The sequence below is a fragment of the Alteromonas sp. 1_MG-2023 genome (genome assembly GCF_030547075.1).
GTDB lineage: Bacteria > Pseudomonadota > Gammaproteobacteria > Enterobacterales > Alteromonadaceae > Alteromonas.
The window spans coordinates 158,731-182,042 of sequence record NZ_JAUOQH010000005.1; the positions used below are offsets into that span (position 1 = coordinate 158,731).

Genomic DNA, 23,312 nt, shown 5'->3' on the forward strand with positions numbered 1-23,312 from the left:
GGATCATTCTTTGCAATATCTACCTTGAAAACAAGCGAGTACACGCGCGATTGATTCGCTTCCTAGTCTTTTCTTCCTTTTCGGGAAAGCGAAGTTTTCATCAAAAAATCACTTTTGGGCATTTATCTACGGAGTTATTGAGTGGATTTTTTGAACGCGGACATTTTCAAATGCAAATCAATAAAGCCCTACATCATGGAGATTGCAAGATGCACCAAGAGTTCAGACAAGACAGTGACGCTAACGTTACAAACGTTAGCCAAAATCAAAAGCGAAAGCCTGTGAGCCTTTTTTCTCGCTTTGCTGTTGTGTTTGCAAGTGTGCTGTCGTTATTAGTAGCGCCAGTGATTAATGCTGAGGGCGCAGGCGAAACGAACGAACCTCGTGACGCTTCACCAATTCTTCAGTCTGTCATTGATGCTGCAAAAGCATCTGCAGAAGAAGGTTATGAGCAAAACGACCATGGCTTAGATGAAGGCTTAAAATCAATTGATTACCAAACTTATCGTGCTATTCGCTTTAACCCTGAAAAAAGCCTATGGAACGATGAGAACGATTACGAAGTGCAGTTCTTCCACCCTGGGTTTTTGTATCAGTTACCAGTAACAGTTCACACTATCGATGAATCTAATAGTGCCGTTCGCATACCTTTCAGCAGCGATATGTTTCGTTACGACGACAAAGCAGCGCCGTTAGCAGGGCTGACTGATAACAAAACAGGCTTTGCGGGTTTTCGCGTTCATTACCCGCTGAAAAACGAAGAGTATAAAGATGAGTTTGCGGTATTTTTAGGCGCCTCTTATTTTCGTTTAGTCGGCAAGAATCAAGTTTATGGTATTTCAGCCCGCGGATTGGCAATTGATACCGCGCTAACAAAAGGTGAAGAATTCCCACATTTTACCGAGTTTTGGCTTATTGAACCAAAAGAAGGCCAACCTATTACTATTTATGCGCGACTTGAAAGCCCTTCTGTCGCGGGTGCTTACAAGTTTGTTATTGAGCCTGGAATAGATACTGAAGTAGACGTTCAAAGCTGGTTATTCGCCCGTGAAGACGTTGAAAAACTTGGTGTAGCGCCTTTTACTAGCATGTTTTTATATGGCGAAAACAGCGAAGCTCGTCCAGATGATTATCGTCCTGAAGTACATGACAGCGATGGTGTTCTAATGGTGACTCATGCTGGTGAAGAAATTTGGCGTCCACTTACCAACCCTGCTCGACTTCAAATTACATCGTTAAGTGACAGCGCTCCGAAAGGTTTTGGCATGTTACAGCGTGATGGCGAATGGAATAGTTACCTTGATGCTGAAGCTAATTATCATATTCGTCCAGGGCTTTGGGTAACGCCCACAGAGGGTTTCGATAAAGGCCGCTTAGAAGTGGTAGAAATTCCTACGAATTCAGAAACACATGACAACATTGTTGCGTATTGGGTACCAGAAGCACCATTGCTTAGTGGTGAGTCACGTTACTTTGCTTATACCCTTAAAACGGTAGAGCGCAATGCGTTTGTTAGTGAGTTGGCCACCGTAATTCGTACTCGCCAGGGTAAGCCGTCGCTACCTGGTGAAAAAGTAAAAGATGAAGCCAAGCTGACTCAGCGCCGCTTCATTGTTGACTTTTCTTCACCTGCACTGGCGTCATCGGACATGTCAGCATCAGGAAATACAGCGGCGAGCTTTAATCCAGACACTACTAAGTTAATTGTACAAGGTAGCAATGGCGTAATTTCTCAGCAGCGTCTTTACCCCGCCAACGAGGGTAAGGAATGGCGTGCCACTTTTCTTCTCAAGCCTAAGGACAAAAGCACAGTAGACATGCGTGCTTACATCGAAGTAGACGGCGAACGTATCAGTGAGGTTTGGAACTATGTTTACCAACCAAAGTAATGCTTCAAATTCCCCAGAATCCACATCAAAGCGTGATCGATTTATCACGGTAGGAGAGCACATGCGTTTACTCATAATGGCAATTTTAGTGCTTCCGAGTACGGCATTAGCCGGTTGGAGCCTTTACGAAATTTTTCTTCCAAATGGCTTAACTAAGCTTGAAATGGCACAGCTAGGCTTGGGCTTAATGTTGTTCTCGTGGCTTTGTATGGCTTTTTGGACCGGCATTATTGGGTTTGTACTGCAACTGTTTAATATTGACCCATTAAGCTTGCGTAAAAAGCAAAGCAAGCCAGACGATGCGACAGCTTTAAAACAGCGCCATGTTGTTGTTATGCCCGTGTACAACGAAGATACCCGCAGAATTATGGTGGGCTTTGAAGCTTGCGTACGTGAATTAATGACGACTGAGCATGCCGATAACTTTGATTTTTATATGCTAAGTGACACCCGCGACCCACAAAAAGTAGACGATGAGCTTCGCGCGTGGCAACGCATGACTAAGCGTTTAGGTGGCTACGCATCGCAGGTCTTTTATCGTCGTCGTGAAAAGAACCTTCACCGTAAAGTCGGCAACCTAAAAGAATTCTGTGAACGCTGGGGCGCTAATTACGAGTCTATGATTGTGTTAGATGCCGACAGTATTATGACCGGCGAGCGCATGCTAGATTTAGCCCGTCGTATTGAACAAAACCCTGATACCGCTTTAGTACAAACTATTCCTATGCCAGTACGTCAAAACACCTTTTTTGGCCGTTTTGTACAGTTTGCTGCGCACCTTTACAGCCCTATGCTGGCAACCGGTTTATCTTTTTGGCAAACCGATAGTGCCAACTATTGGGGTCACAATGCCATCATTCGTATTGCACCGTTTATGCAGCACTGTGGCTTGCCTAAATTAGAAGGTAGTGCGCCTTTTGGTGGTGAAATTTTAAGTCACGATTTTGTTGAAGCAGCATTACTACGTCGTGCAGGCTGGCAAGCCTATTTGCTTACCGATACTACGGGTAGCTACGAAGAAGTACCAAGTAACATAGTCGACTACGCAATCCGTGATCGTCGTTGGGTTCAAGGTAACATTCAACATTTAGGTTTGTTGAAGGTTAAAGGTCTGAAAGCTGCGAATCGCCTTCACTTCTTATTTGGTGCGTTTGCCTATATTTCATCGCTGATACTGTTTTGTATGCTAGCGCTAGGTACTGCTGATGCACTCATCCGTGCTACGTCAGTTCCAGACTTCTTTACTTCTGAATATCAGTTGTTCCCAAGCTGGCAGGTGGCCCGCCAAGATATGATGATGGTGACAATGTGGGGCACAGCGGCATTACTCTTTTTACCCAAAGTACTCGGTATAGTGTTGGCACTGATTAAACGTAGAGAAGAGTTTGGTGGCGCCTTGTCGTTACTGAAAAGTTCTGCATTAGAAATTTTCATGGCCATTCTTATTGCGCCGTTAATGATGTTTTATCATAGCTTCTTTGTGATCAGTGTTTTTGTTGGTCATTCTGTTAAATGGGAAGCACAGGAACGTGAAGGCAAAAAAGTACCTTGGAGTGTGGCCTTTAAGCATACTCAACTTATGAGCTGTTTAGCCGTAATTTGGGGTGTAACTACGTTTTACTACACACCATCGTTATTCATGTGGTTGCTACCTGTGTTGATTGGCATGGTACTAGCTGCACCCGTTATCCGCATTACCAGTAGTGACAACTTAGGCATACAAATGCGTAAATGGGGTGTGTTTGTTATCGACCAAGAAGTGAATGAGTGTAAAGCGCTTAAGCGTTTACGTGTGGCAATGAGCTACTTTGCGCTGTCTCAATATCAAATAGAAGAGCCTGCACTACCTGAAAGCTTATGGGTAACCATGCCTGAGCAAGTGTTAAGTGAGAAACCGCTGCCTATGCGCCCTGTGTTAGTCAATAACGCGTAGCTATGCTCTTGTAGATAGTGCGTAGCTAGTACATGATTTGCGTACATACCGCGTAAATTCCATGTACGAAGAACGCTAGAGTGAGGTAAGTTTTATCCCACTCTAGCAATATAAACAAAAAAGCCGGGTCGCTTCAATTTGAAGCCCCGGCTTTTTTAGTTGGGCACGTTCATCGCTGCCCCAGTTTTCGTTATAACTTTCGCTTACTGGGTGAAAGTTACTGAAAAAGAAACAGGTACAGTGGTGGTGATGCTGTTAAGCCCTGCAATTTTTTGCAACGCTTCAATACCTGCCTTTAATCCAAAGGATTCTGCTTTAATTAGCGTTGGCGCGGTTGTTGAAACCGTTAGGGTGTCTGCGTCTACTTTGCTTGCCACGACTGAGAAGCTAGTAGGTACAGCCATACCATGCAGCGTTAAAATGCCGTCAACTTTACCGCTAGCCACTTCACCCTCTGCTAAATTTAGCATTGATTCAGGCAAGGTAGCGTCGAAGGTAGCGTCAGCAAATTCGCTCACATTGAATAGCATTTCTTGCATTCGTGTATTGCGAATATCAATGGAAGTATTTACCGAAGCTAAGTTAACCGTCACACGCAATTTTCCAGCAGTAGATAAACTGCCGTCAAAGTTGTCGAATTTGTGAACTTCGGTAACTTGTGAATTCTTGGTAGAAAGGAAATGCAAAGAACTGGTGTCGCCATCTATGCTCCAGTCAGCAAGTGCAGGAAACGCAAGACCGCATGCGAGTAAGGCTGTTGTTACCTTACGAATACGTGTCGTCACCATAATATTACTCCTTTAAAAAATAATAATGTCCACTCGAGACTTCTCGAAGATGGCATAGACCAAATAACCTAACGTATTAATTACGATGAGGGTTTACAAAGTCATTATACTGGACAACATCTTTCCATGGCACTCTTTGATCGCCCATTACCACAAAATCTGGGTTCTCTAGCGAATGACGCTGGTTATACGTGAGTGGTTCAAAGTTAGCCGCTACAATACTACCGCCCGCTTCAGAAACAATGCACTGAGATGCGCCTGTGTCCCACTCACCGGTTACGCCAATTCGCATAAATACATCCGCTTTACCTTCCGCAATAAAACAGGCTTTAAGCGAACAACTACCTAATGGCAGAGTTTGGTAAACCCGTTTAGCGCACATGCGACCTAATACCTTTTCACGGCTTTGCCTGCGGCTAATGGCAATCATGACCACGCTATTTTTAGGGTCGTCGAGTTTACGTACGGCAATTTTCTCTTCGCCGTCGGGGGATGATTTAAATGCCCCTTTGCCTTTTTCAGCAAAATATAACGACTGCCCTGGTGGCCAGAAAATAACCCCAATTTTAGGCTGATTATTTTCAATAAGGGCGATGTTCACCGCAAAGTCGCCGCTTCTGGCAATAAATTCTTGCGTACCGTCGATAGGGTCGATAAGCCAGTAACGTGGCCAATCCTTTCGCTCTTCTAAACTGGCATGCTTGTTTTCTTCAGACAGGATAGGAATGTCGGGAGTAGCAGCGCTCAAGCGTTGGGTGATAATATCGTTAGCAAGGTAGTCGGCGCTGGTAACCGGAGAATCATCTTCTTTCTGGTAAGCGTCAAAATCGCCTTTATCATACACTTTAAGCACAGCTTCACCGGCTTCAACGGCGACAGTTTTTGCGAGCTCTAATAGTTCGCTGTGGGGGTGTTCATCGGGCATAATCTATTGGTCCTTCAACCATTTTTGAGCAAGTAACAGCGCAGCAATACAACGGGCTTCAATAAAATCTTCGCGAGCCAGCAAGGCATCTGCTTCAGCAAGTGGCCAATGAATTACTTCTAATGGCTCTGGTTCATCACCCTCTAATTGTTTAGGGTATAAATCTCTTGCTACTACAATGGTCATGTTGGCATTAAAAAAGGTAGGTGCCATGCTAACTTTGTGTAGTTCAAAGAGGTCATTCGCACCATAACCGGCTTCTTCTTTTAATTCTCTATCGGCGGCTTCAAGGGCGGTTTCACCCGGGTCGATAAGTCCTTTTGGAAAGCCAAGTTGATAGGAGTGAGTCCCTGCGGCATATTCACGAATAAGTACCATGGTCTCATCATCAATCATGGGAACAATCATGACAGCGCCACGATTGCCTCCAGCCATCCGTTCGAATTCTCGCGTTGCACCATTAGAAAACTCTAAGTCTAGGCGCTCTACTCGAAAAAGCTTACTTTGGGCAACAATTTCCCGATGGTGAATTTGCGGTAACGGCTTGTTCGGGTCAATTTTTCGCATGTCTCTCGCTACAACTTTGTTATCATACCTACTGTAACTAGCTTACTTCATTATAAGGAAAATCGCTTGCCCTTTCTGCCCTGGAATGAAATTGATACGGTGTTGTTAGATATGGACGGCACCCTACTAGATTTACACTACGACAACCGATTTTGGCTTGACCATTTACCTACGCGTTTGGCTGAAATTAAAGGTATTCCCGAACAAGAATGTCGCGACATGATGGCCTCGCATTATGAGAAAGTGCATGGCCAAATTCAGTGGTATTGCCTAGATTATTGGGCAGAAACACTGGATATCGATATTATGCCGATAAAGCGTGAATTGGCGCACTTAATTGAAATTCGCCCTGATACCGTTCCTTTTTTAGAGGCCTTGCATCAGTCTGGTCGTCAGGTAGTATTAGTGACCAATGCGCACCCAGGTAGCTTGTCGTTAAAAATAGAGCGCACGCAGTTAGATGCACATATTGATAACTTAATTTCCACCCATGAGTTTGGTGTTACCAAAGAGTCGCAGCTACTGTGGCAGAAGCTGCATGCTCGTTTAAATTTCAATCCGGCGCGAACCTTATTTGTTGATGACACCATTCGGATTTTAGATGCGGCGAAAGAGTTCGGCATACAACATCTTCTTGCGGTTGATAATCCTGATCACACGTTACCGAACCGCAATATTAAAGAATTCCCTGCTGTGACCGACTACCGGCTAATGCTAGATGATATTTTGGCTAACCCTGTTAGAGGCAACCATGCTGAGTAAATTATTTGTAGGGTCTAAAAACCCCGTCAAAGTAAATGCTGCCCTCATTACGTTATCGATTACCTTAGAGCAGGACTTTGATGTTTATGAGGTTGGCGTACCCAGCGGTGTTTCTGAGCAGCCTATGAGCGAAGAAGAAACACGTTTAGGTGCAGTAAACCGCGTAAAAGCGCTTATTGATATACATGAGGATGAAACAAACGACGCTTGGTATGTGGCTATAGAAGGTGGCGTAGACGTATTCGAAGATGGCCCTGCAACCTTTGCTTATGTGGTTATCTCTAACGGGGGGCGCATGTCTATAGGTCGAAGTGCCAACTTGCCGTTACCGGTTAGTGTATATCAAGCGTTGCAGCGGGGCGAAGAGTTAGGCCCTGTCATGGATAAGTTGTTCAATACCACCAACGTGAAGCAAAAAGGGGGAGCGATTGGCTTGCTTACCCTTAATCATGCTTCTAGACAAAGTGTTTATGAAGTTGCTCTTACACTCGCCATGGCAAAGTTTCATTTCCCCGATTTATACACCGATTGATAGGACAAAATAACACTGCTACTTGCCTTAAAATGACAACGTAAATAGCAGTGTTTGACTTCAAAATACTCTGTAAGCCCTACCGAAATGACGGCGAATTTCCGTAATAATTTCTTATCGGGCTTTTATTGAAATTCGCTCACAATGTTTATTCTTTAGTCTATGTTGTTGATATCTGGCTGGAAAAATAAGGCTGGCTGATCTGGCGTTGTAGTTGCACTACTTACCATCACAAACGGATTAAGGAGTGTGACAATGAGCGAGACGATTAACACGTACAACCCCGCAACTGGTGAGAAACTAGATCATTATCATTTGATGTCAGCGGATGATGCAGAGCAAGCGGTAACCCGCTCTCAAGAAGCTTATTTAAACTGGCGCAGAACGTCTTTCGAAGCCCGTGCCCAATTATTTAATAACCTTGCTGATTTAATGGAAGATCGTATCGACGATTTAACCAGCCTGATGACCCGAGAAATGGGTAAGGTAACTGAGCAAGGTAAGCAAGAAGTGCAACTGTGCGCAAATATCTGTAGATATACTGCAGAACATGGCGCAGAAATTCTTGAAGATGAACACCGAATCTTTGAAGGTGGCCGTGCCATCATTAGTTATCAACCTATCGGTGTGATTTTAGGTATTCAGCCTTGGAACTTCCCTCTTTATCAAGTTATTCGCTACAGCGTTTCAAACATTATGGCTGGCAATACTACCGTACTAAAACACGCAAAAAATGTATTTGGAATGGCAGTCGCAATTCAGCAAATGTATGAAGACGCGGGATTCCCTAAAAATGTCTATCAATCTCTACTCATTGATGGCGGTACGGCAAGCGACTTAATTAAACATAAGCATGTTCGCGGTGTAACCTTTACGGGTAGTGACGAAGTGGGTAAACAAGTTGCTAAAGAAGCAGCCAGTTTGTCGAAAAAGACAGTAATGGAACTAGGCAGTAACGATGCGTTTATTGTACTGGCTGATGCCGATATCGACCAAGCAGTTGAAACCTGCATTATGGGCCGAGTTATCAATAACGGCGAAACCTGTGTAGCAGCTAAACGCTTTGTGATTGTAGATAGCATTTATGACGAGTTTCGAGACAAGTTTGTAGCTCAGTGTAAAAAGCTTAAAGTGGGTGACCCATCAGACGAGAATACTGATCTTGGCCCTATGGCACGTGAAGATTTACGTGATGAATTGCATGACCAAGTTAAAGCGTCGCTTGATGCAGGTGCAACTTTATCGTTAGGCGGTGAAGTACCGGACAGTAGCGGTTATTTCTACCCTATTACGGTACTAGAAAATGTATCACCAGGTATGCCTGCGTACGACGATGAATTATTCGGCCCTGTAGCATCGCTTATTCGCGTTCGAGACGATAAAGAAGCGATGACAGTGGCTAATGACTCACGTTATGGCCTTGGTGGTGGTATCTTTAGTACGGATACCGATAACGCTATCGCCCTCGCTAAAAATGAGTTCGATACTGGTATGGTTAATATTAATGGCTACTCACTAGCACAACCTAACCTGCCGTTTGGTGGTGTTAAGGACAGTGGTTATGGCCGAGAACATGGTGGCTATGGTATGCGAGAGTTTGTAAATATTAAAACCATTATGATTGCAGAGCAGAGTAACAGCTAAGCGCATTAGTGTGATGTTGTGCCACAGCCCAAGTTGTTTGGGTTGCGGCACTGCACAGCGCTGAATTAGGAGTAAGTAGTATGCTAGTCACATCCAAAAAGTCTATTTCAGCCAGTGCCATTCGCACTAGATTTATAGGTATTAAATCTATAAGTATCAGATCTATAGTTATTGGGTTGGGGTTATGTACCTCAGCCTTTTTTGTATCTGCTGAGCAGATACAAGATAACGCAATCACATGCGAAGGTGTTTCATTACAGATTTTAGGCTCTGGTGGGCCAGAACTTGATGATGGCCGCACGTCAACGTCTTACCTTCTTTGGCAAGATGATAAAGCGAAAGTGCTGGTGGATGTTGGAAGCGGTAGCAGTGTTCAGTTTGGCGAGTCGGGTGCTGATTTTGCTGACATAGATACTATTTTGCTATCTCATTTACATACCGACCATGCAGCTGATTTACCCAGTTTTATTAAAGGCAGCTACTTTGGAAGTCGGGATACCAACTTAACGGTTTATGGTCCAAGCGGTAATGATGTTATGCCAAGCACTCAAGCATATCTTGACGCGCTAATTGGTAAGGATGGGGCGTTTAAATATTTATCTTCTTATACGCAAGAAGGTGAAGATGACTATCAAGTGACTGCGCATTCAATTGTAGATAACGCGTTCAGTACACAAGTTAATGATGCTATCAGTATTGAATCTATGTCTGTATATCACGGGCCTATTCCCGCACTGGCGTGGAAAGTGACCATTGATGAGTGTGTAGCGGTGTTCTCTGGTGACACCAATGATGCCGATGGCACCTTGGCTAGCTTTGCAAAGCTAGCTGATGTTTTAGTGCTTCACAATGCGATTGAGGATATGGAAAGGCATTCAGGTAGCGCAGCTACTAATTTGCATATGACACCGAAGCAGGTTATTCAAATAGCGAAAGATGCAGAGGCTAAACGAGTTGTGCTTTCACACATTATGAAGCGCAGTGAAGCTGGATTAGATGCGCTGACCGAAGCCATTGCGGTAATAGCTCCAGGTCGCGTATTCGCCGCGCAAGATTTGATGAATATTCCTTTAGTTAGCGACCTTCCTAATGAGGAAAGCCGTTAAACTAAGCGGCTAACTAAAGCCGTTAATCAAAACCGTTAACCAAAGCTGCTAAGTAAAATCAGTAGGCAAAGCCGCTAAGTAAAGTCATCAACAGGTGGATTTATGTTTAACGAGCACGCTAAAGTCTAATGAATTTTTTAGTAGCGGTTCCGACCGCTTAGCGCTATCCCGTACCATCTACTGTAATTTGATGGCAATGTAGCCTTTAGCATCAGGCTGACCGAAGAATTTAGACGCTTGATGCACCTCTTCTGGAAGGCTGTCATCAGGCTTAAATTTCCCATCCACTTTGAATTTTTTCATGTCTGGGCTAACTACGGCATCAATAGACAAGCCAAGCATGTTTGGCTCGCTTACCACAATACCAATATCGTCACCCACACAGCGAAGCTTGGCAGAATAGGTGCCAAAATCTATCGGACCTTGTGTGCCAGCTACCGACGCGTTTAGCCAATCACCTGTACCCTGTAATGCCTCACACTGTGGGCCAAAAGTGAGTTCATCAAGTCTAACTTTGAATCGTCCACTGGCGTTAACCGGCAAGGGCAAATTCACTTGTGCTAATACTCTGTCTACCGGCAGATACACCGAAAAATTGGTAGTTTCTACTTTTTCTAAGTTAAACAAGCTGATTTTAAATGGGCCATCGAATGCAATATCGTTCGCATCGCGAATGTTCCCCGCATTTACATGCGCACTCACGTTTCCAATCAGCAACGCAAGGGGGCTAAGTTCCCAATTCACGTTGTTAATAGGTAGCCCGTTGAGCACTACCGATTGCGCCTTGCCCGACCATAGGGTGCCACTCACACCGCTAATAGAAACATTTTTTGGCAAATCTACTCTGCCAATCACGTGGATAGCAGGCATATAAGCAATAGCGAAAATGAGAAAGGCAATAATGCCACCTACTAGCCAACCAAACTTAGACTTCATGCTTTTCCTAACTGTAAACGGCGAACTTTGATGTAACCCGGATTATCTGCTTCGGCAATATCGGCCTGAATAATGACAATGCCCATACCTTCTAGCGTTTTTAACCACTCAAGCACGTCATTGAACGGTGCTTCGTCAATCCAAACTTGTAATTCATCATCTTGCGGCTGCATACGAGAAATATCTATGCTGTGCCTTGATGTGGTTCGGTTAACCGCTTGGGGTAACGAACCTCTAAAAGGGGCCGTAGTATTGCTGCTTCTTCTAAGCTGTTGGGCGCGAACGGCACTGTCTTTTACCCAAACCAGCAAACTTTGCTGGTTATCAAGCAATTGCTTTTGCTGATGCAAAGACGCATTAAGGGGCGACCATACTAAAAAATAAAATAAGCCAATGACCACTACCACAGCCGAGATCATGACCAGTATTTGCTCGCGCTCGGTAAGCGCTTTAAATTTGCTGATTAGTGCGTTCACAACACACTCCTAATTGATACTGTGCCAATAACGTTATCGTCACGGTTATTGATGGCACCTTGCTCTACGGTAAAACCAGCGCCTTCAGCTTCGCGGCGAAACTGCTCTAATGCCTCAAAACTTTTACCTTGCGCTTGAATGCGTATTTCGGTGCGAGTAGCGTCAAAACGTAATGTCTGCGGCTTCACTTGCGTGCTGGCAAAAGCATCTGAGAGTTGATCTAACATAATCAACATAGAGGCATCGCCGCCGCTTCTTGATAACTTATCCAGTTCAGATTGCAGCTTAAGCCTAACATTGCGGTAAACGCCAATATTCGGAAAACCGGCTTTTACGGCCTGATCTATTTCGCTGGTGAGCGCTGCGTTCTCAGATTTGAGCTGATACAAAGTCACGGTTTTATCAACCAGACTTGTACACAACACTAATACCGCCAATACTGCTGCTACGCGCCACTGCGCCCATACATTATTACGAGTGCGATTTACTTTGTACTCGCCCTGAAGCAAGTTAAAGCTGCTCGACATCGCCTCTTTAGCCAGAACATGCATGGGAAGCTCAAGGGGAGCATCATCTACGGTAATGTTTGGTATACCGCTTAAATCAATGCCCGCGTAATTAGTAATAACAACGGGTGTATCTTGTTGGCTAGTAAAGTGGCCTAAGGTAGGTAACAACCATGCTTGCTCACCTTGAATACCTTGAAAAGTATCTTGGCGAACTAGCATTTGCTCGCCTAAGGTAAGTACCGACCAGCCATTCTCTGTTACCGGTACCGCTAATACATCTGGAATAAGGTGGCTGCAGAACATACCTGCATCAGCTAGCCATTGCTGCCACATTTGAAGTTTTGCGTGGCTAACCACGGCCACCGCTTGGCTATCTCCCGCTTTGGGGCCAATGGCAAAAAACTGCTCACTAATATCGGTAGCAAGTTCGTCTTCAAGCATAAAGGGTAAAGCGGAAAGTACTTTTCTGCCCGCTCTTGGCGGCAAAGTTACCCACTTAAGTAAAATTTCACTGCTAGGCGCTAATGCAATCACTGCGCGATGCCCAGCGCGTTCCGTTAAAGTGGAAAGGGCGTTGGCATTGGCCAGCTCACCAGAAGCAATAATTTCTTCTTCTGTTGTTGACCACACCAGCCAGCTAATTGGGTCGGCCTCGGTGGCACCTAACCTAATCAGGAGTTGTTCCATTATTTTACGCCTCCAAACTCGCGCTTTATTATACTTACGCCCGCGTCACTACTTGCGTTAAATACAGTAGAAAGTTGAAACGTGGCTTTATTGTAACGGGTCTTAGTGTGCAAAATAAAATACTCAGTGGTTACCGTAAACCAGCCTTTTTGGCTATCGGATAAACTTAATGCTTCAATACTCGGTTCGGCCAAAAACGTTTCTACATCGTCCCAACCATCTTGGGGGCGACTACCCAGCAAAGTGGCGGCTTGTTGCAAATCCAATCCGGTTAAACCTGCTAACAATGCGGCATGCTCTTCATCAATGGTGTTTACGTTAATCGCTAAGGTGTCGTTATCTGGAATGACGCAAACTAAAGGTAATATTTCATTTAGCCACACCGGAGATACACCGTTAATAATACGCAATTCGCTTGTTGATGCCAGTAATCCATTAGCAGCCAAATAAGGAAATTCCTTCGACTCGTATTCGCTGTCTTCAGCGCCATAGGGACGCATGTTGTCATCATCGTCTATCCAGTCGGCTAAACTGTCGCGTACCGTATCGGCAGTAAAGCTGTCTATATCATCAATTTCAAGGGCTAACAGCATGGTGTGAAACGCATCCATAGCTTCGGTTGCCCCGTCGCCACTATCAACGTTTGTGCTAGCGCTACCTTGCAAAATAGCGTTTAAGTTAAAACATGCTTGAAGGTCGGTAAGGGTCGCTTGCAAACCGCCATTTTCTAGAGGGTACATAAACTCCTGGGCCCAAGGCTGGTTTAGCGCTATTTTGTCACCGGTTTCTTCCATTAAAGTTTGAATTGATTTTCGCGCGAAGGCCTCGGCCCCCATGGCATACCAGTAGGCTTGGTTACTGTCTTTAATATTCATAGTGCGCTGTACTTGCAGCTGTAAGCGGGTGCCCATTTCAGTGGCCAATACAGAGACTAGCGCCACAATCATAAGTACTATCATTAGCGCCACGCCTTGCTGACGAGAAGGTAGTGAGCTAGGCGTTTTGCTCAGTACTTTGATAGGGGTTTTAATCGGCGTGCTCATGATGCCGAGCCCCCTGTCAAAACAAACTCTCGGCGTATTAAACCAAAATCCTTACTCACAAACTCAATAGCCACAGCGGTGGGTAACGCTTCACCTTGATAGCTCTCACTCCAACTTAAATCGTCGCTGTCTTCGGTACTGCTTTCAGCGCTAATAAACTCAACGGTAAAGCTCTCAATATTTTCAAGCAGCGTACGTACTTTGGGTTCATAACCAATAACATTATCTACGTAATTACTGTAAATACGCTCTAAGCGGTCTTCTTCTAATCGATAAGCCACGTATTGTAAGGTACTTCTGGGCAGCATTAGTTGGGGGTTATGCCAGCCGCCGCGCACAAAGCCAATACCATCGCCATCACTGTCATCTACATCACCGCCGGCCATCACTACGTTCTGGGTTTCCCCTTCAGCGCGAACTGGTCGTGGTACTGCTTGTTGAATGTCGCGTTCGATAATGACCATGGCACGTTGTAGTTGTTGTAATTTTTCAAAGCGTTCGCTTGATAGGTCGTTGCTATCAATTACCGTGGTTAGCAAACCTGTAGATGCCAAACCAATTAGCGTGAAAATAGCCATGGCGATAAGGATTTCAATAAGGGTGAACCCGCGCTGCTTCATCAAATACCTGTGCTGGTGGGCTTTGCCACAAAGGTGGTAACTGAAGTAACACTGCTAGCGTAATCAGAACTCAAACCCACAGTTACGCTTACCGAGCGTAAATCGTCATCGGTGGTTTTAGTGACTTTTTGTTGCCAGTACCAAGTGCGGTCAGCCATGTCCATGCTGCCCTTTAAATTATTCTTAGGTGGCCAAGTATCATCAAGTTGTAATTGGTTCAATCGGTTGCTAGCAACGTAGTTTGCAAAGGTTACCGCTTCTATTTGCCCTACGTTATTTAAGTGATCACCCGCGGCTTTTAGAATAGCCGTACCGGTTAAGGCGAAAATAAGCAGTGCCACCATGACTTCAAGTAAAGTCATACCTTGTTGGCGAAATAATGCTCGCGCATAAATACGGCTCATTGATCAGGGCTCTCAAGAGGGCCAGATAATTCCAGTGGCGGGAACTCTTCATTATTTAGCGCAAAGTAGACAGGGTCGTCGTTATAATCGCCGTCGTAAGCAAACATAAGACTAAATGGCGTAATGTCGCCGCTAGACATAATTAGTATTTGTGGCGGTGGCAGTTTCTTCTCTTCCTCGCTGCCAATTTCAACGCCGTCTTCAGACACGCTTAAAGTTTCGTCGAAAATCCCTCTATCAAAAAGCTGATCTTCGTTCGTCCAAGGCAAGTCATCTAAATTAAGGGTAAACGAGAAACCATCAGGTAACGTGTGAGGTTCATAGTATTTCTCACCTTCAATACGTTGCCATTCATCATTTTCATCTAACACGACAAAATAGTATTCATTATCTTTCTGTTCAACACGAATACCAAGTTGCTGCTGATTGAGCACGGCGTAATCGCTGGCCATATCCACGAGCACTTGCAAACGTTGAGCTTGGCTTTTTAATAAATCAGCCTTACTGGCGCCAAACGCATTGAACATCACATAACCCGCCGCCAAGCCCATAAGCAACAACACCAACATCACTTCTAATAAGGTGAAGCCAATGCTCTTGTTGAAGCTGTGCTTGAAATCAGGGCGCGGACGGGCTGGCATAAGAATGACTTAGTTTAGGTATTCGTTGATGTTCCAGTTACCAATGTCGTCATCGGTACCGGCTTCACCGTCTGGGCCGTTAGAGTAGATATCTACTACCCCTAACTCTCCTGGGCTAATTAACGCATAAGGATTGCCCCACGGATCTTCAGGTAAACGTTTAATAAAGCCGCCGTCAGGATAGTTTCTTGGAATTGGATCAAGGGTTGGCGCTGTAACTAAGGCTTCTAACCCTTGCTCGGTAGTAGGGAAGCTATTGTTACGCAGCTTGTACATCTCAAGGGCGCTTTCCATTTGCTGAATATCCACCGCCGCTTTTTTAAGCTGTGCAACTTCTTGGTTACCCAAAATTTGGGGGGCTACCATTGAGGCCATGATACCAATGATGAGCAGCACCACCATTACTTCAATCAAACTAAATCCAGAACTACGTTTTAAGGTTTTCATCAGATATTCACCATATTGTTTAAGGCCAAAATAGGCTGCAAAATTGCCATTACGATAAACAGCACTATGCCAGCCATCGACACGATAAGTAGAGGTTCAAATACTTTTAGTGAGACACCAATAAGGGCTTCAAATTCCCTATCTTGGTTATCGGCGGCGCGGCCAAGCATTTGCTGTAATTCGCCAGATTTTTCACCAGATGCAATCATGTGCATCATCATTGGCGGGAAAATTTTTGTGTTATCGAGGGCAGCGCGCAAGCTGCTCCCTTCTTTTACATTAACGGCAGCATCGGCCACCTGATTCTTAATGTGTTGATTTTCAAGTACATCACCGGAAATACGCATAGATTCAAGTAAGGGCACTGCACTGGCGCTTAAAATACTCAAAGTACGTGCAAAACGAGCGGTATTAAGCCCGCGAGAAACTTTACCAATAAGCGGAAGTTTCAAAATCACTTTGTGAAATCTTAACTTCATCTTTTTTTGTTGAAGCACGCGCTGAACAATTACCGCTAGTATCAACACGACAATCAGCAAAATAAGGCCGTAATTTTGTAGCCAGGTACTCACCGAAATAAGGACTTGGGTGATACCGGGAAGGTCTTGCCCCATGTGATCAAACTGGCCCACAATTTTAGGCACAACCACGGTAAGCAATAGCATCACTATGCCGAAGGCGAAAAACAGCATAAGTGAAGGGTAAATAAGTGCTTGGGTAATTTGACTGCGAGTTTGCTGGCGTCGTTCTGTGTAATCGGCAAGGCGATTAAGCACCGTGTCTAAGTGACCGGATTTTTCACCTGCCGCCACCATGGCGCGGTACAAGTCGTCAAACACACTAGGAAATTCAGATAGCGCATCGGCTAAACCATGACCTTCTACCACTTTGCTTCGAACGGCCATCATCATGTTCTTTTGACGGGGCTTTTCACACTGCTCGGCAACTGCCAGTAAGGCTTCTTCTACCGGTAAGGCAGATTCTACCAAGGTGGCCATTTGGCGCGTTAACAGGGCGAGATCTGAGGCTGAAATTCTCGGTTTAAAAAACGAGAAGCCACCACTTTTAGCGTCACTTTTTCCGCGCTCGGTAACTTGTTCTACTTCTAAAGGAATGAGGCCTTTTTCACGCAGTTGCTGGCGCACTTGGCGAGCGTTATCACCTTCCAGTACACCATTTGCGTTACGGCCACGGTTGTTTACCGCTTTATAAGCGAAGGCGGCCATACTAATCCTCCTTGGTTACACGCAGGACTTCTTCTAAAGAGGTAACACCTGCAAGTACCTTACGACACCCATCATCCCGAATACTGGGCGTAGAGTGCCTGATATATTTTTCAATGGCCTGTTCACCCACGCCTTCATGCATCATTTCGCGCACTTTCTCATTCACCAGTAATAGCTCGTGAATACCTGTACGACCTCTGTAACCGGTTTGATTACATGCGGCGCAGCCGTGGGGTTGGTAGATGGTAAAGTTGCTATCGGCATCAATATTAAGAGCTTCACACTCTTGAGGGTCGGGCGTGTGAGGGGTCTTACATTCTTTACACAGGGTACGCACTAGGCGCTGTGATAAAACCGCTAGCAAACTCGAAGACAACAAGAATGGCTCAATACCCATGTCTTCTAAACGGGTGATGGCGCCAGCCGCCGTATTGGTGTGAAGGGTGGATAACACTAAGTGACCAGTTAAACTGGCCTGTACCGCAATTTGTGCCGTTTCTACGTCTCGAATTTCACCTACCATCACCACATCGGGATCTTGACGCAAAATCGCTCGAAGACCGCGAGCAAAGGTCATATCTACACGAGGGTTAACTTGTGTTTGCCCTATGCCAGGTAAATCGAATTCGATAGGATCTTCTACGGTTAAAATATTACGGTCGCGAGAGTTAATTTCGCTTAAGCCCGCATATAAGGTGGTACTTTTACCTGAACCTGTTGGGCCGGTAACCAAAATAATACCGTGAGGTTTTCTAATTAACGAAGAAAAATGGTCGCGGTTTTGCTGGGTCATGCCTAAGTCTTTTAGGTTTAACCGCGCGTTGTTTTTATCTAATAAACGAAGTACCACTCGCTCACCATGGCTTGAAGGCATAGTAGACACACGTACATCTACCGCACGACCTGCAATACGAAGGGTAATACGTCCATCCTGCGGAACCCGTTTTTCAGCAATATCTAACTTCGCCATTACCTTAATACGAGAAACCAGCATGGAAGAAAGTTTACGATTTGGGCGTAAAATTTCGCGTAATACACCATCTACTCGAAATCGAACCACCAGTTGGCTTTCAAAGGTCTCGATGTGAATATCCGATGCACCTTCTTTAATTGCCTCACCTAGCATGGCATTAATCAGCTTGATGATAGGGGCATCGTCTTCGTTATCTAATAAATCTTCGGTATCAGGTAATTCTTCAGCAAGGGCAAACAAATCACTTTCGTTGCCTAAATCTTCCATTAACTGCTTTGCCGCAGAACTGTCTCGCTGGAACGCGCTGGTAAGAAAGCCTTCAAACTCATCAGCTGCTATGGTTTTAGGTACGAAAGGTTCGCCATAAAAGCGGCGTACTTCGGCAAATACTTCAAAGGGCGTGTTTTCAGTAAAGTACAGCACAGCAGGGTCGACATTGGTTTCAAGCAATACCTGATTGCGCTTTGCAAAGCTAAATGAAAGCTGGCGAGGACCAGCTACCGCTTCTGGTAGCCCTTCTTCGTCAACCAATGCTTCGAGCGCTTCTTCCTGTGCCTCTACCGCAAGGGTGAGTTGCTCGTCTTGACCAGCCATCTTAGTCTTTACCTTCTTCATTAAGGTGGTCTTTTTCCGTTAAGTACTCTTCAAACGATGGTGGCAAAGAAAGTTCATCATCCCAATTAGGCATGCTTGGCGTTTCAGCATTAGGCATTAAAGAAATACCTTCTTGCTGGCGCTTAAGTTGTAAGGCACGAATGTAGTTGTACTTACGATGACTGATAGAATTCATGGTAGCGCCGTCACGTACAATAGTAGGCTTTAAAAATACCATTAGGTTACGCTTACGTTTACTGGTCGAGGTAGATTTAAACAAATTACCAATGATAGGGATATCACCTAATAGAGGCACTTTAGACACACTTTCTTGAACGTCTTCGTCTATCAAACCGCCTAAAACAATCGTGCCACCATCATCTACAATAACGGTAGTTTTAATTTCACGTTTGTTGATAGAGATATCTACCGAAGTCGCACCACTTACGCTTGATACTTCCTGTTCAATTAACAGTTGTACCGCATCGCCTTCGTTAATTTGAGGTGTTACTTTGAGTTTAATACCTACTTCTTGGCGATCTACGGTTTGGAAAGGGTTCGAGTTATTCGACCCGGTTGTAGTACCCGTAATAATAGGAATTTCTTGACCTACAATGAAGTAAGCTTCTTCGTTATCCATAGTAGTAAGGTGCGGCGTGGCCAATACGTTTGAGTTCGTATCGGTGCTTACAGCTTGTACGACTGCGCCCCAGCCATTATCAATAATACCGGCAATTAAGCCATTCGCGCTGCCAAGTAGACTAGCTAGCGAAGTATAATCGCCTTCTTCTGTATCGGTTACTGTGTAAATGGTTCCATCGTCAGTAACGTAAGTTTCATCCGTGGTGGTATCTTCCGCTTCTTTTACCGCTACCGCCAAAGAGCCAACAGGTATAACGCCGTTACTAAACTGAGTACCACCGCCACTTTCAGATACCCATTGCACACCCAAGGTAGTGCCGTCACTCTCAAATACTTCTACAATAATGGCTTCAACTTGTACTTGTGCACGGCGAATATCAAGCTGGCGTACCACTTCTTCAAGCGAGCGCATCATGTCAGGTTCCGCAGTGATCACCAACGCATTAGAATCTTCATGGGCATCAATGCTGACATCGCGATTAGATGGTGTACGGCTATTGGCAGTACCACTTTTTTCTTCGGCTTGAATGCTGGCAGATACCCCTTGGAGTACTTTTACCAAATCGTCTGCTTTGGCATAGTTTAGAAACATCACTCGGGTATTACCGTTGGTTTCTAATTCCTGATCCATACGCTCAATCAGATTTATTAAACGTTGGCGGGCTTTAATATCGCCGCTCACAATCACTGAGTTTGTGCGATCGTCAGCTACCACACGAGGGTCTGATTTAGCACCCGTATTAGTCTTGCCTTGTGATTTGTTGATGCTGTCAATAATACGCACCATTTCAGAGGCTGAAGCGAAACGTAGTTTCACAATCTCTACTTCTTCATCACCTGCACGGTCAACACGCTCAATAATTTCAACTAAGCGGTTTACTACGGCTGCGCGGCCAGTAATCATCATTACATTTGAAGGGTCGTGACTTACTACATTACCACCGCCTGCTTGGTCATTAAGCTGGCGTAAAATAGGGGCTAATTCTCTTACCGGTACGTTATAAACAGGTACAACGCGAGTGATCATTTCATCACCGTCTTTAGCAGCCCCCTCTACCACAGGAATATTAGATGTTTTAGCATCTTTTGAACGTACAACTTTCAAAATACCGCTAGGCATTTCCACTACCGCGAAATCATAAACCTGAAGTACGTTTAGAAAGAACTGATAATACTGATCTTCAGTCAGCATATCGTAGCTTCGCACGCTAATTTTACCCCGGACATTTGGGTCGACAATAATAGTACGCTCTAAGTTCTTACCCACAATATTAATGAATTCACTAATATCAGTGTCTTTAAAATTAGGCATATATTCAGCGGCTGTTACTGAGAAACACAGTAGGGCCGTACACAAGGCGGTGCTTAGGCGAGATAACAATTTTTGGCTGGTGCGCCTTTTCATTCTGTCTTCCTTTAATTCTTATTCTGCTGATGGCTCAGGTAAATCGAGATAGAGCGTAGTAAAACTGCCATCACGAATGATCGTAAGTTCAATATTCTGAGCATTGCGAAGTTCAGATAATGCTTCTTGGGATTGCTGCATGTCTGTCAGATCCAATCCGTTAATTTGTGCAATAACATCGCCGGCCTGAAGTCCTGCTGATTTAAATAATGCGGGCTCTTTACCAGGGCTAACTTGATAGCCGATAAGCTGGCCTTCTTCCGTTTTAGGCGAAATCGAAATGAAGTCGGTAAAACTAGCTGGGCGCTCTCGCAGTGAAGCGGTGGCTTCAATGGCTTCTTCACTCAACTGCCTAGCATCGGGTTCGTCTCGCACATCAGGTACAGGTTGTGGGCGACGTCTAGTTTGCTGTTGACGGCGCTTATTCGCTTCGTCGTAATCAATACCATCAAGCATTAACGTTTCGTTTCTAACGCCGTTTTTAATAATGACTCTGTCACGGAATACTTGTTTCAACGTGGCATTAGTGCCTTCTATTTTTTCACCTAAACCATAAACCGCTTGGCTGTTACGATTTTCGATAACCGCAGTGCTAGAATCTTCATCCGAACTTGCCACTACGCCAGTAAGGGTAAGGTTCAAACGAGTCTCAGGTGCATCGGTAACCGGGGCTTCATCTACCTTTCTTGGTACCGCAGCTGCGTTACCAAATAAATTTAGTTGTTGTATTTTGCGTATATTGACCCCACTTTGCCCTGAAGCCGTAGAAGGTCTGGGCGTAAAACTCGCTGCAGGAGTCGCAGATAATTGAGGTTCAGGTATAATTCGCCATATTAGCTTGGCGGCAAAGGCTATTAAATATAGGCTCAGCAGCACCACAATTAACGTGTGAAGTTGTTTTTGGTTCTGGTTTACAAAAACAACCAGAGACTGTGGATTGAGTTTATCGAATGTCATGTCGCCACTTGATGGTACTGCTTATTATTAAAGTGAAAATTTGGTTAATCGCGCTTTATCCAACCCATCATAGCTTAGTCGAGGTGGGGCTCACAACACTAAAGCTGCACCGTGACGAAATTATTACAAAGGTATTATGGAAACGAACAATACATCACAAAATGTGAGGCTGGACAAGTGGCTGTGGGCAGCAAGGTTCTTCAAAACCCGCGCCATTGCCAGAGACATGGTTCAGTCAGGAAAAGTTCACTACAACGGACAACGCACTAAGCCCGGCAAGAGTGTAGAGCTTGGTGCAGTGGTAAAAGTTCCCTCAGGTTGGGATAACCGCGAAGTTATTGTTCAAAAGTTAAGTGATAAAAGACTCAGTGCTGCACTTGCTCTTGGTTTATATGAAGAAACTGAAGTAAGTGTAACAAAACGTGAAGAAAACCAGGTTGCACGTAAATTGAACGCTTTTCACAGTCCTAAGCCGGAAAATCGGCCAGATAAAAAACAGCGCAGACAAATTATTAAATTTAAGCAGCAGTAAAAGCTACGCTGCCTACCAGGACAAGTTTATGAGTGATTTTGATAAATTACACCGATTTTTATTTACCCAAGCAAACGTTCGAGGCGAATTAGTTCGTTTAGATGAAAGCTTAAAGCAGATTGTTCACAGCTATGAATACCCAGTACAAATTCAGCGTTTGTTAGGGCAGTTAGCGGCAGCGACGTCTCTTTTAACTGCCACCCTTAAATTTAAAGGTGAAATTGCCTTACAAATTCAAAGTAAAGGGCCAGTAAGTTACGCGGTAATTAACGCCACCCATGAACAAACATTTCGTGGCGTTGCCCGCTGGGATGAAAGCCTTGAAACGCTTCCAGAAGCGTTTGATGAGTTACTTACCGAAGCGGTATTGGTAATGACAATAACTCCTGATGAAGGCGAGCGTTATCAAGGTATTGTGGCACTAGACAAACCAACATTAGCTGAGTGTTTAGAAGAATACTTCGCCCAGTCAGAACAGTTAGCCACCCGTGTACAGCTAATGACCGACTTGCAAGATGAAGATAACGCGAGAGCTGCAGGGGTACTTCTTCAAGTATTGCCGACAGATGCTAGCGCTACTGACATCACTCAAGCAACAGGGTTTGACCATATTGCGACTTTGACCGAAACCTTAACGGAAAAAGAAATGTTCTCGTTGTCGGTTGAAGATATTCTTTATCGCTTGTACCACCAAGAAGAAGTGGAAGTGTATCCAGCCAAAGCGGTTAGCTTTGCGTGTACTTGTTCTAAGGAACGCAGTGCAGAAGCGCTTCGTAATATAGATAAAGCAGAGCTTTTATTCATAGTGAAAGAAGATGGCGACATTAAAATGAATTGTCAGTATTGCCATGCAGAATATCGTTTCGATAGCATCGATATTGAGGCGATTCATAGCGGTAATGCACCCTCACCTGATACTAATCAATAAGGGTAGACTTTTTACCCTTAACATTCCTTACCCTCAACTCGCCCTTAAAAAACGCAAATCTTCTAATTCACTTCCCCTTTACGGCATTTGTCGTAAGGGGAAGTTAATATAAATATCACGTATCCAGTTTTGTCTCCCCCCTCAAA

23 protein-coding genes are annotated in these 23,312 nt (G+C 44.6%); 8 read left to right on the forward strand and 15 right to left on the reverse strand.

All coding sequences use genetic code 11. From position 1 onward, the window contains the following. Window positions 1–209 precede the first annotated feature (209 nt). Both Q4561_RS07335 and mdoH read left to right on the forward strand, forming a co-directional pair. Complete coding sequence (locus Q4561_RS07335; RefSeq protein ID WP_303458724.1) at window positions 210–1,889, forward strand: glucan biosynthesis protein; 1,680 nt, start codon at window positions 210–212, stop codon at window positions 1,887–1,889. Continuing rightward, window positions 1,870–3,822 (forward strand): glucans biosynthesis glucosyltransferase MdoH, encoded by a 1,953-nt coding sequence (gene mdoH, locus Q4561_RS07340; RefSeq protein WP_303458725.1) that lies wholly within the window; start codon window positions 1,870–1,872, stop codon window positions 3,820–3,822. The genes Q4561_RS07335 and mdoH overlap by 20 nt, the downstream gene beginning before the upstream one ends. A 203-nt stretch (window positions 3,823–4,025) precedes the next feature. Here the strand turns inward: mdoH and Q4561_RS07345 are convergent, their stop codons facing one another. The 3 genes from Q4561_RS07345 to nudE form a co-directional block, all read right to left on the reverse strand. Continuing rightward, window positions 4,026–4,610: a YceI family protein gene (locus tag Q4561_RS07345; protein ID WP_303458726.1), complete on the reverse strand. Its 585-nt coding sequence runs from the start codon at window positions 4,608–4,610 to the stop codon at window positions 4,026–4,028. A gap of 76 nt (window positions 4,611–4,686) precedes the next feature. Beyond that, window positions 4,687–5,535: a 3'(2'),5'-bisphosphate nucleotidase CysQ gene (cysQ, locus tag Q4561_RS07350; RefSeq protein ID WP_303458727.1), complete on the reverse strand. Its 849-nt coding sequence runs from the start codon at window positions 5,533–5,535 to the stop codon at window positions 4,687–4,689. Window positions 5,536–5,538: 3 nt separating this feature from the next. Continuing rightward, window positions 5,539–6,102 carry an ADP compounds hydrolase NudE gene (gene nudE, locus Q4561_RS07355; RefSeq protein WP_303458729.1) on the reverse strand — a complete coding sequence of 188 codons (564 nt, stop codon included), beginning with the start codon at window positions 6,100–6,102 and terminating at the stop codon, window positions 5,539–5,541. A gap of 66 nt (window positions 6,103–6,168) precedes the next feature. Here nudE and yrfG point away from each other — a divergent pair, with 66 nt between their 5' ends. From yrfG to Q4561_RS07375, 4 genes are all read left to right on the forward strand, one after another. Then, complete coding sequence (gene yrfG, locus Q4561_RS07360) at window positions 6,169–6,864, forward strand: GMP/IMP nucleotidase (RefSeq protein ID WP_303458731.1); 696 nt, start codon at window positions 6,169–6,171, stop codon at window positions 6,862–6,864. After that, a complete protein-coding gene (gene yjjX, locus Q4561_RS07365; protein ID WP_303458733.1) occupies window positions 6,854–7,396 on the forward strand; it encodes an inosine/xanthosine triphosphatase in 543 nt (180 codons plus the stop codon). Before yrfG ends, yjjX begins: the two co-directional genes overlap by 11 nt. A gap of 255 nt (window positions 7,397–7,651) precedes the next feature. After that, a complete protein-coding gene (locus tag Q4561_RS07370; protein ID WP_303458734.1) occupies window positions 7,652–9,040 on the forward strand; it encodes an NAD-dependent succinate-semialdehyde dehydrogenase in 1,389 nt (462 codons plus the stop codon). 80 nt (window positions 9,041–9,120) lie between these two features. Next, window positions 9,121–10,146: an MBL fold metallo-hydrolase gene (locus Q4561_RS07375; protein WP_303458736.1), complete on the forward strand. Its 1,026-nt coding sequence runs from the start codon at window positions 9,121–9,123 to the stop codon at window positions 10,144–10,146. A gap of 177 nt (window positions 10,147–10,323) precedes the next feature. Here Q4561_RS07375 and Q4561_RS07380 read toward each other — a convergent pair whose 3' ends face one another. Genes Q4561_RS07380 through gspC form a run of 12 tightly spaced genes read right to left on the reverse strand, consistent with a single transcriptional unit; the run spans window position 10,324 to window position 21,706 of the window. Beyond that, the gene (locus Q4561_RS07380; protein WP_303458738.1) at window positions 10,324–11,082 is read right to left on the reverse strand and encodes a type II secretion system protein N; all 759 of its coding nucleotides are present in this window, start codon (window positions 11,080–11,082) and stop codon (window positions 10,324–10,326) included. Beyond that, complete coding sequence (locus Q4561_RS07385; protein ID WP_303458739.1) at window positions 11,079–11,558, reverse strand: type II secretion system protein M; 480 nt, start codon at window positions 11,556–11,558, stop codon at window positions 11,079–11,081. Before Q4561_RS07385 ends, Q4561_RS07380 begins: the two co-directional genes overlap by 4 nt. Then, entirely contained in the window at window positions 11,555–12,754 is a 1,200-nt protein-coding gene (gspL, locus tag Q4561_RS07390) for a type II secretion system protein GspL (protein ID WP_303458741.1), read from the reverse strand. The genes Q4561_RS07385 and gspL overlap by 4 nt, the downstream gene beginning before the upstream one ends. Next, entirely contained in the window at window positions 12,754–13,797 is a 1,044-nt protein-coding gene (gene gspK / locus Q4561_RS07395; protein WP_303458742.1) for a type II secretion system minor pseudopilin GspK, read from the reverse strand. The genes gspL and gspK overlap by 1 nt, the downstream gene beginning before the upstream one ends. Beyond that, entirely contained in the window at window positions 13,794–14,417 is a 624-nt protein-coding gene (gspJ, locus tag Q4561_RS07400) for a type II secretion system minor pseudopilin GspJ (RefSeq protein WP_303458743.1), read from the reverse strand. The genes gspK and gspJ overlap by 4 nt, the downstream gene beginning before the upstream one ends. Continuing rightward, window positions 14,417–14,821, reverse strand: coding sequence for a type II secretion system minor pseudopilin GspI (gspI, locus tag Q4561_RS07405; RefSeq protein ID WP_303458745.1), 405 nt, complete (start codon window positions 14,819–14,821; stop codon window positions 14,417–14,419). The genes gspJ and gspI overlap by 1 nt, the downstream gene beginning before the upstream one ends. Further along, window positions 14,818–15,462 (reverse strand): type II secretion system minor pseudopilin GspH, encoded by a 645-nt coding sequence (gene gspH / locus Q4561_RS07410; protein ID WP_303458747.1) that lies wholly within the window; start codon window positions 15,460–15,462, stop codon window positions 14,818–14,820. Before gspH ends, gspI begins: the two co-directional genes overlap by 4 nt. A 9-nt stretch (window positions 15,463–15,471) precedes the next feature. Next, complete coding sequence (gspG, locus tag Q4561_RS07415; protein ID WP_303458748.1) at window positions 15,472–15,909, reverse strand: type II secretion system major pseudopilin GspG; 438 nt, start codon at window positions 15,907–15,909, stop codon at window positions 15,472–15,474. Next, window positions 15,909–17,135 carry a type II secretion system inner membrane protein GspF gene (gene gspF, locus Q4561_RS07420; RefSeq protein ID WP_303458749.1) on the reverse strand — a complete coding sequence of 409 codons (1,227 nt, stop codon included), beginning with the start codon at window positions 17,133–17,135 and terminating at the stop codon, window positions 15,909–15,911. The genes gspG and gspF overlap by 1 nt, the downstream gene beginning before the upstream one ends. Before the next feature lies 1 nt (window position 17,136). After that, window positions 17,137–18,702 carry a type II secretion system ATPase GspE gene (gene gspE / locus Q4561_RS07425; RefSeq protein ID WP_303459015.1) on the reverse strand — a complete coding sequence of 522 codons (1,566 nt, stop codon included), beginning with the start codon at window positions 18,700–18,702 and terminating at the stop codon, window positions 17,137–17,139. A 1-nt stretch (window position 18,703) separates the two neighbouring features. Beyond that, window positions 18,704–20,749, reverse strand: coding sequence for a type II secretion system secretin GspD (gene gspD / locus Q4561_RS07430; protein WP_303458750.1), 2,046 nt, complete (start codon window positions 20,747–20,749; stop codon window positions 18,704–18,706). Between the two features lie 18 nt (window positions 20,750–20,767). Beyond that, window positions 20,768–21,706 (reverse strand): type II secretion system protein GspC, encoded by a 939-nt coding sequence (gene gspC / locus Q4561_RS07435; RefSeq protein ID WP_303458751.1) that lies wholly within the window; start codon window positions 21,704–21,706, stop codon window positions 20,768–20,770. Between the two features lie 136 nt (window positions 21,707–21,842). On the opposite strand from gspC, the gene hslR reads away from it, so the two are divergent. Both hslR and hslO read left to right on the forward strand, forming a co-directional pair. Continuing rightward, the gene (gene hslR, locus Q4561_RS07440; protein ID WP_303458753.1) at window positions 21,843–22,238 is read left to right on the forward strand and encodes a ribosome-associated heat shock protein Hsp15; all 396 of its coding nucleotides are present in this window, start codon (window positions 21,843–21,845) and stop codon (window positions 22,236–22,238) included. Window positions 22,239–22,266: 28 nt separating this feature from the next. Beyond that, the gene (hslO, locus tag Q4561_RS07445; protein WP_303458755.1) at window positions 22,267–23,166 is read left to right on the forward strand and encodes an Hsp33 family molecular chaperone HslO; all 900 of its coding nucleotides are present in this window, start codon (window positions 22,267–22,269) and stop codon (window positions 23,164–23,166) included. Window positions 23,167–23,312: the final 146 nt, after the last annotated feature.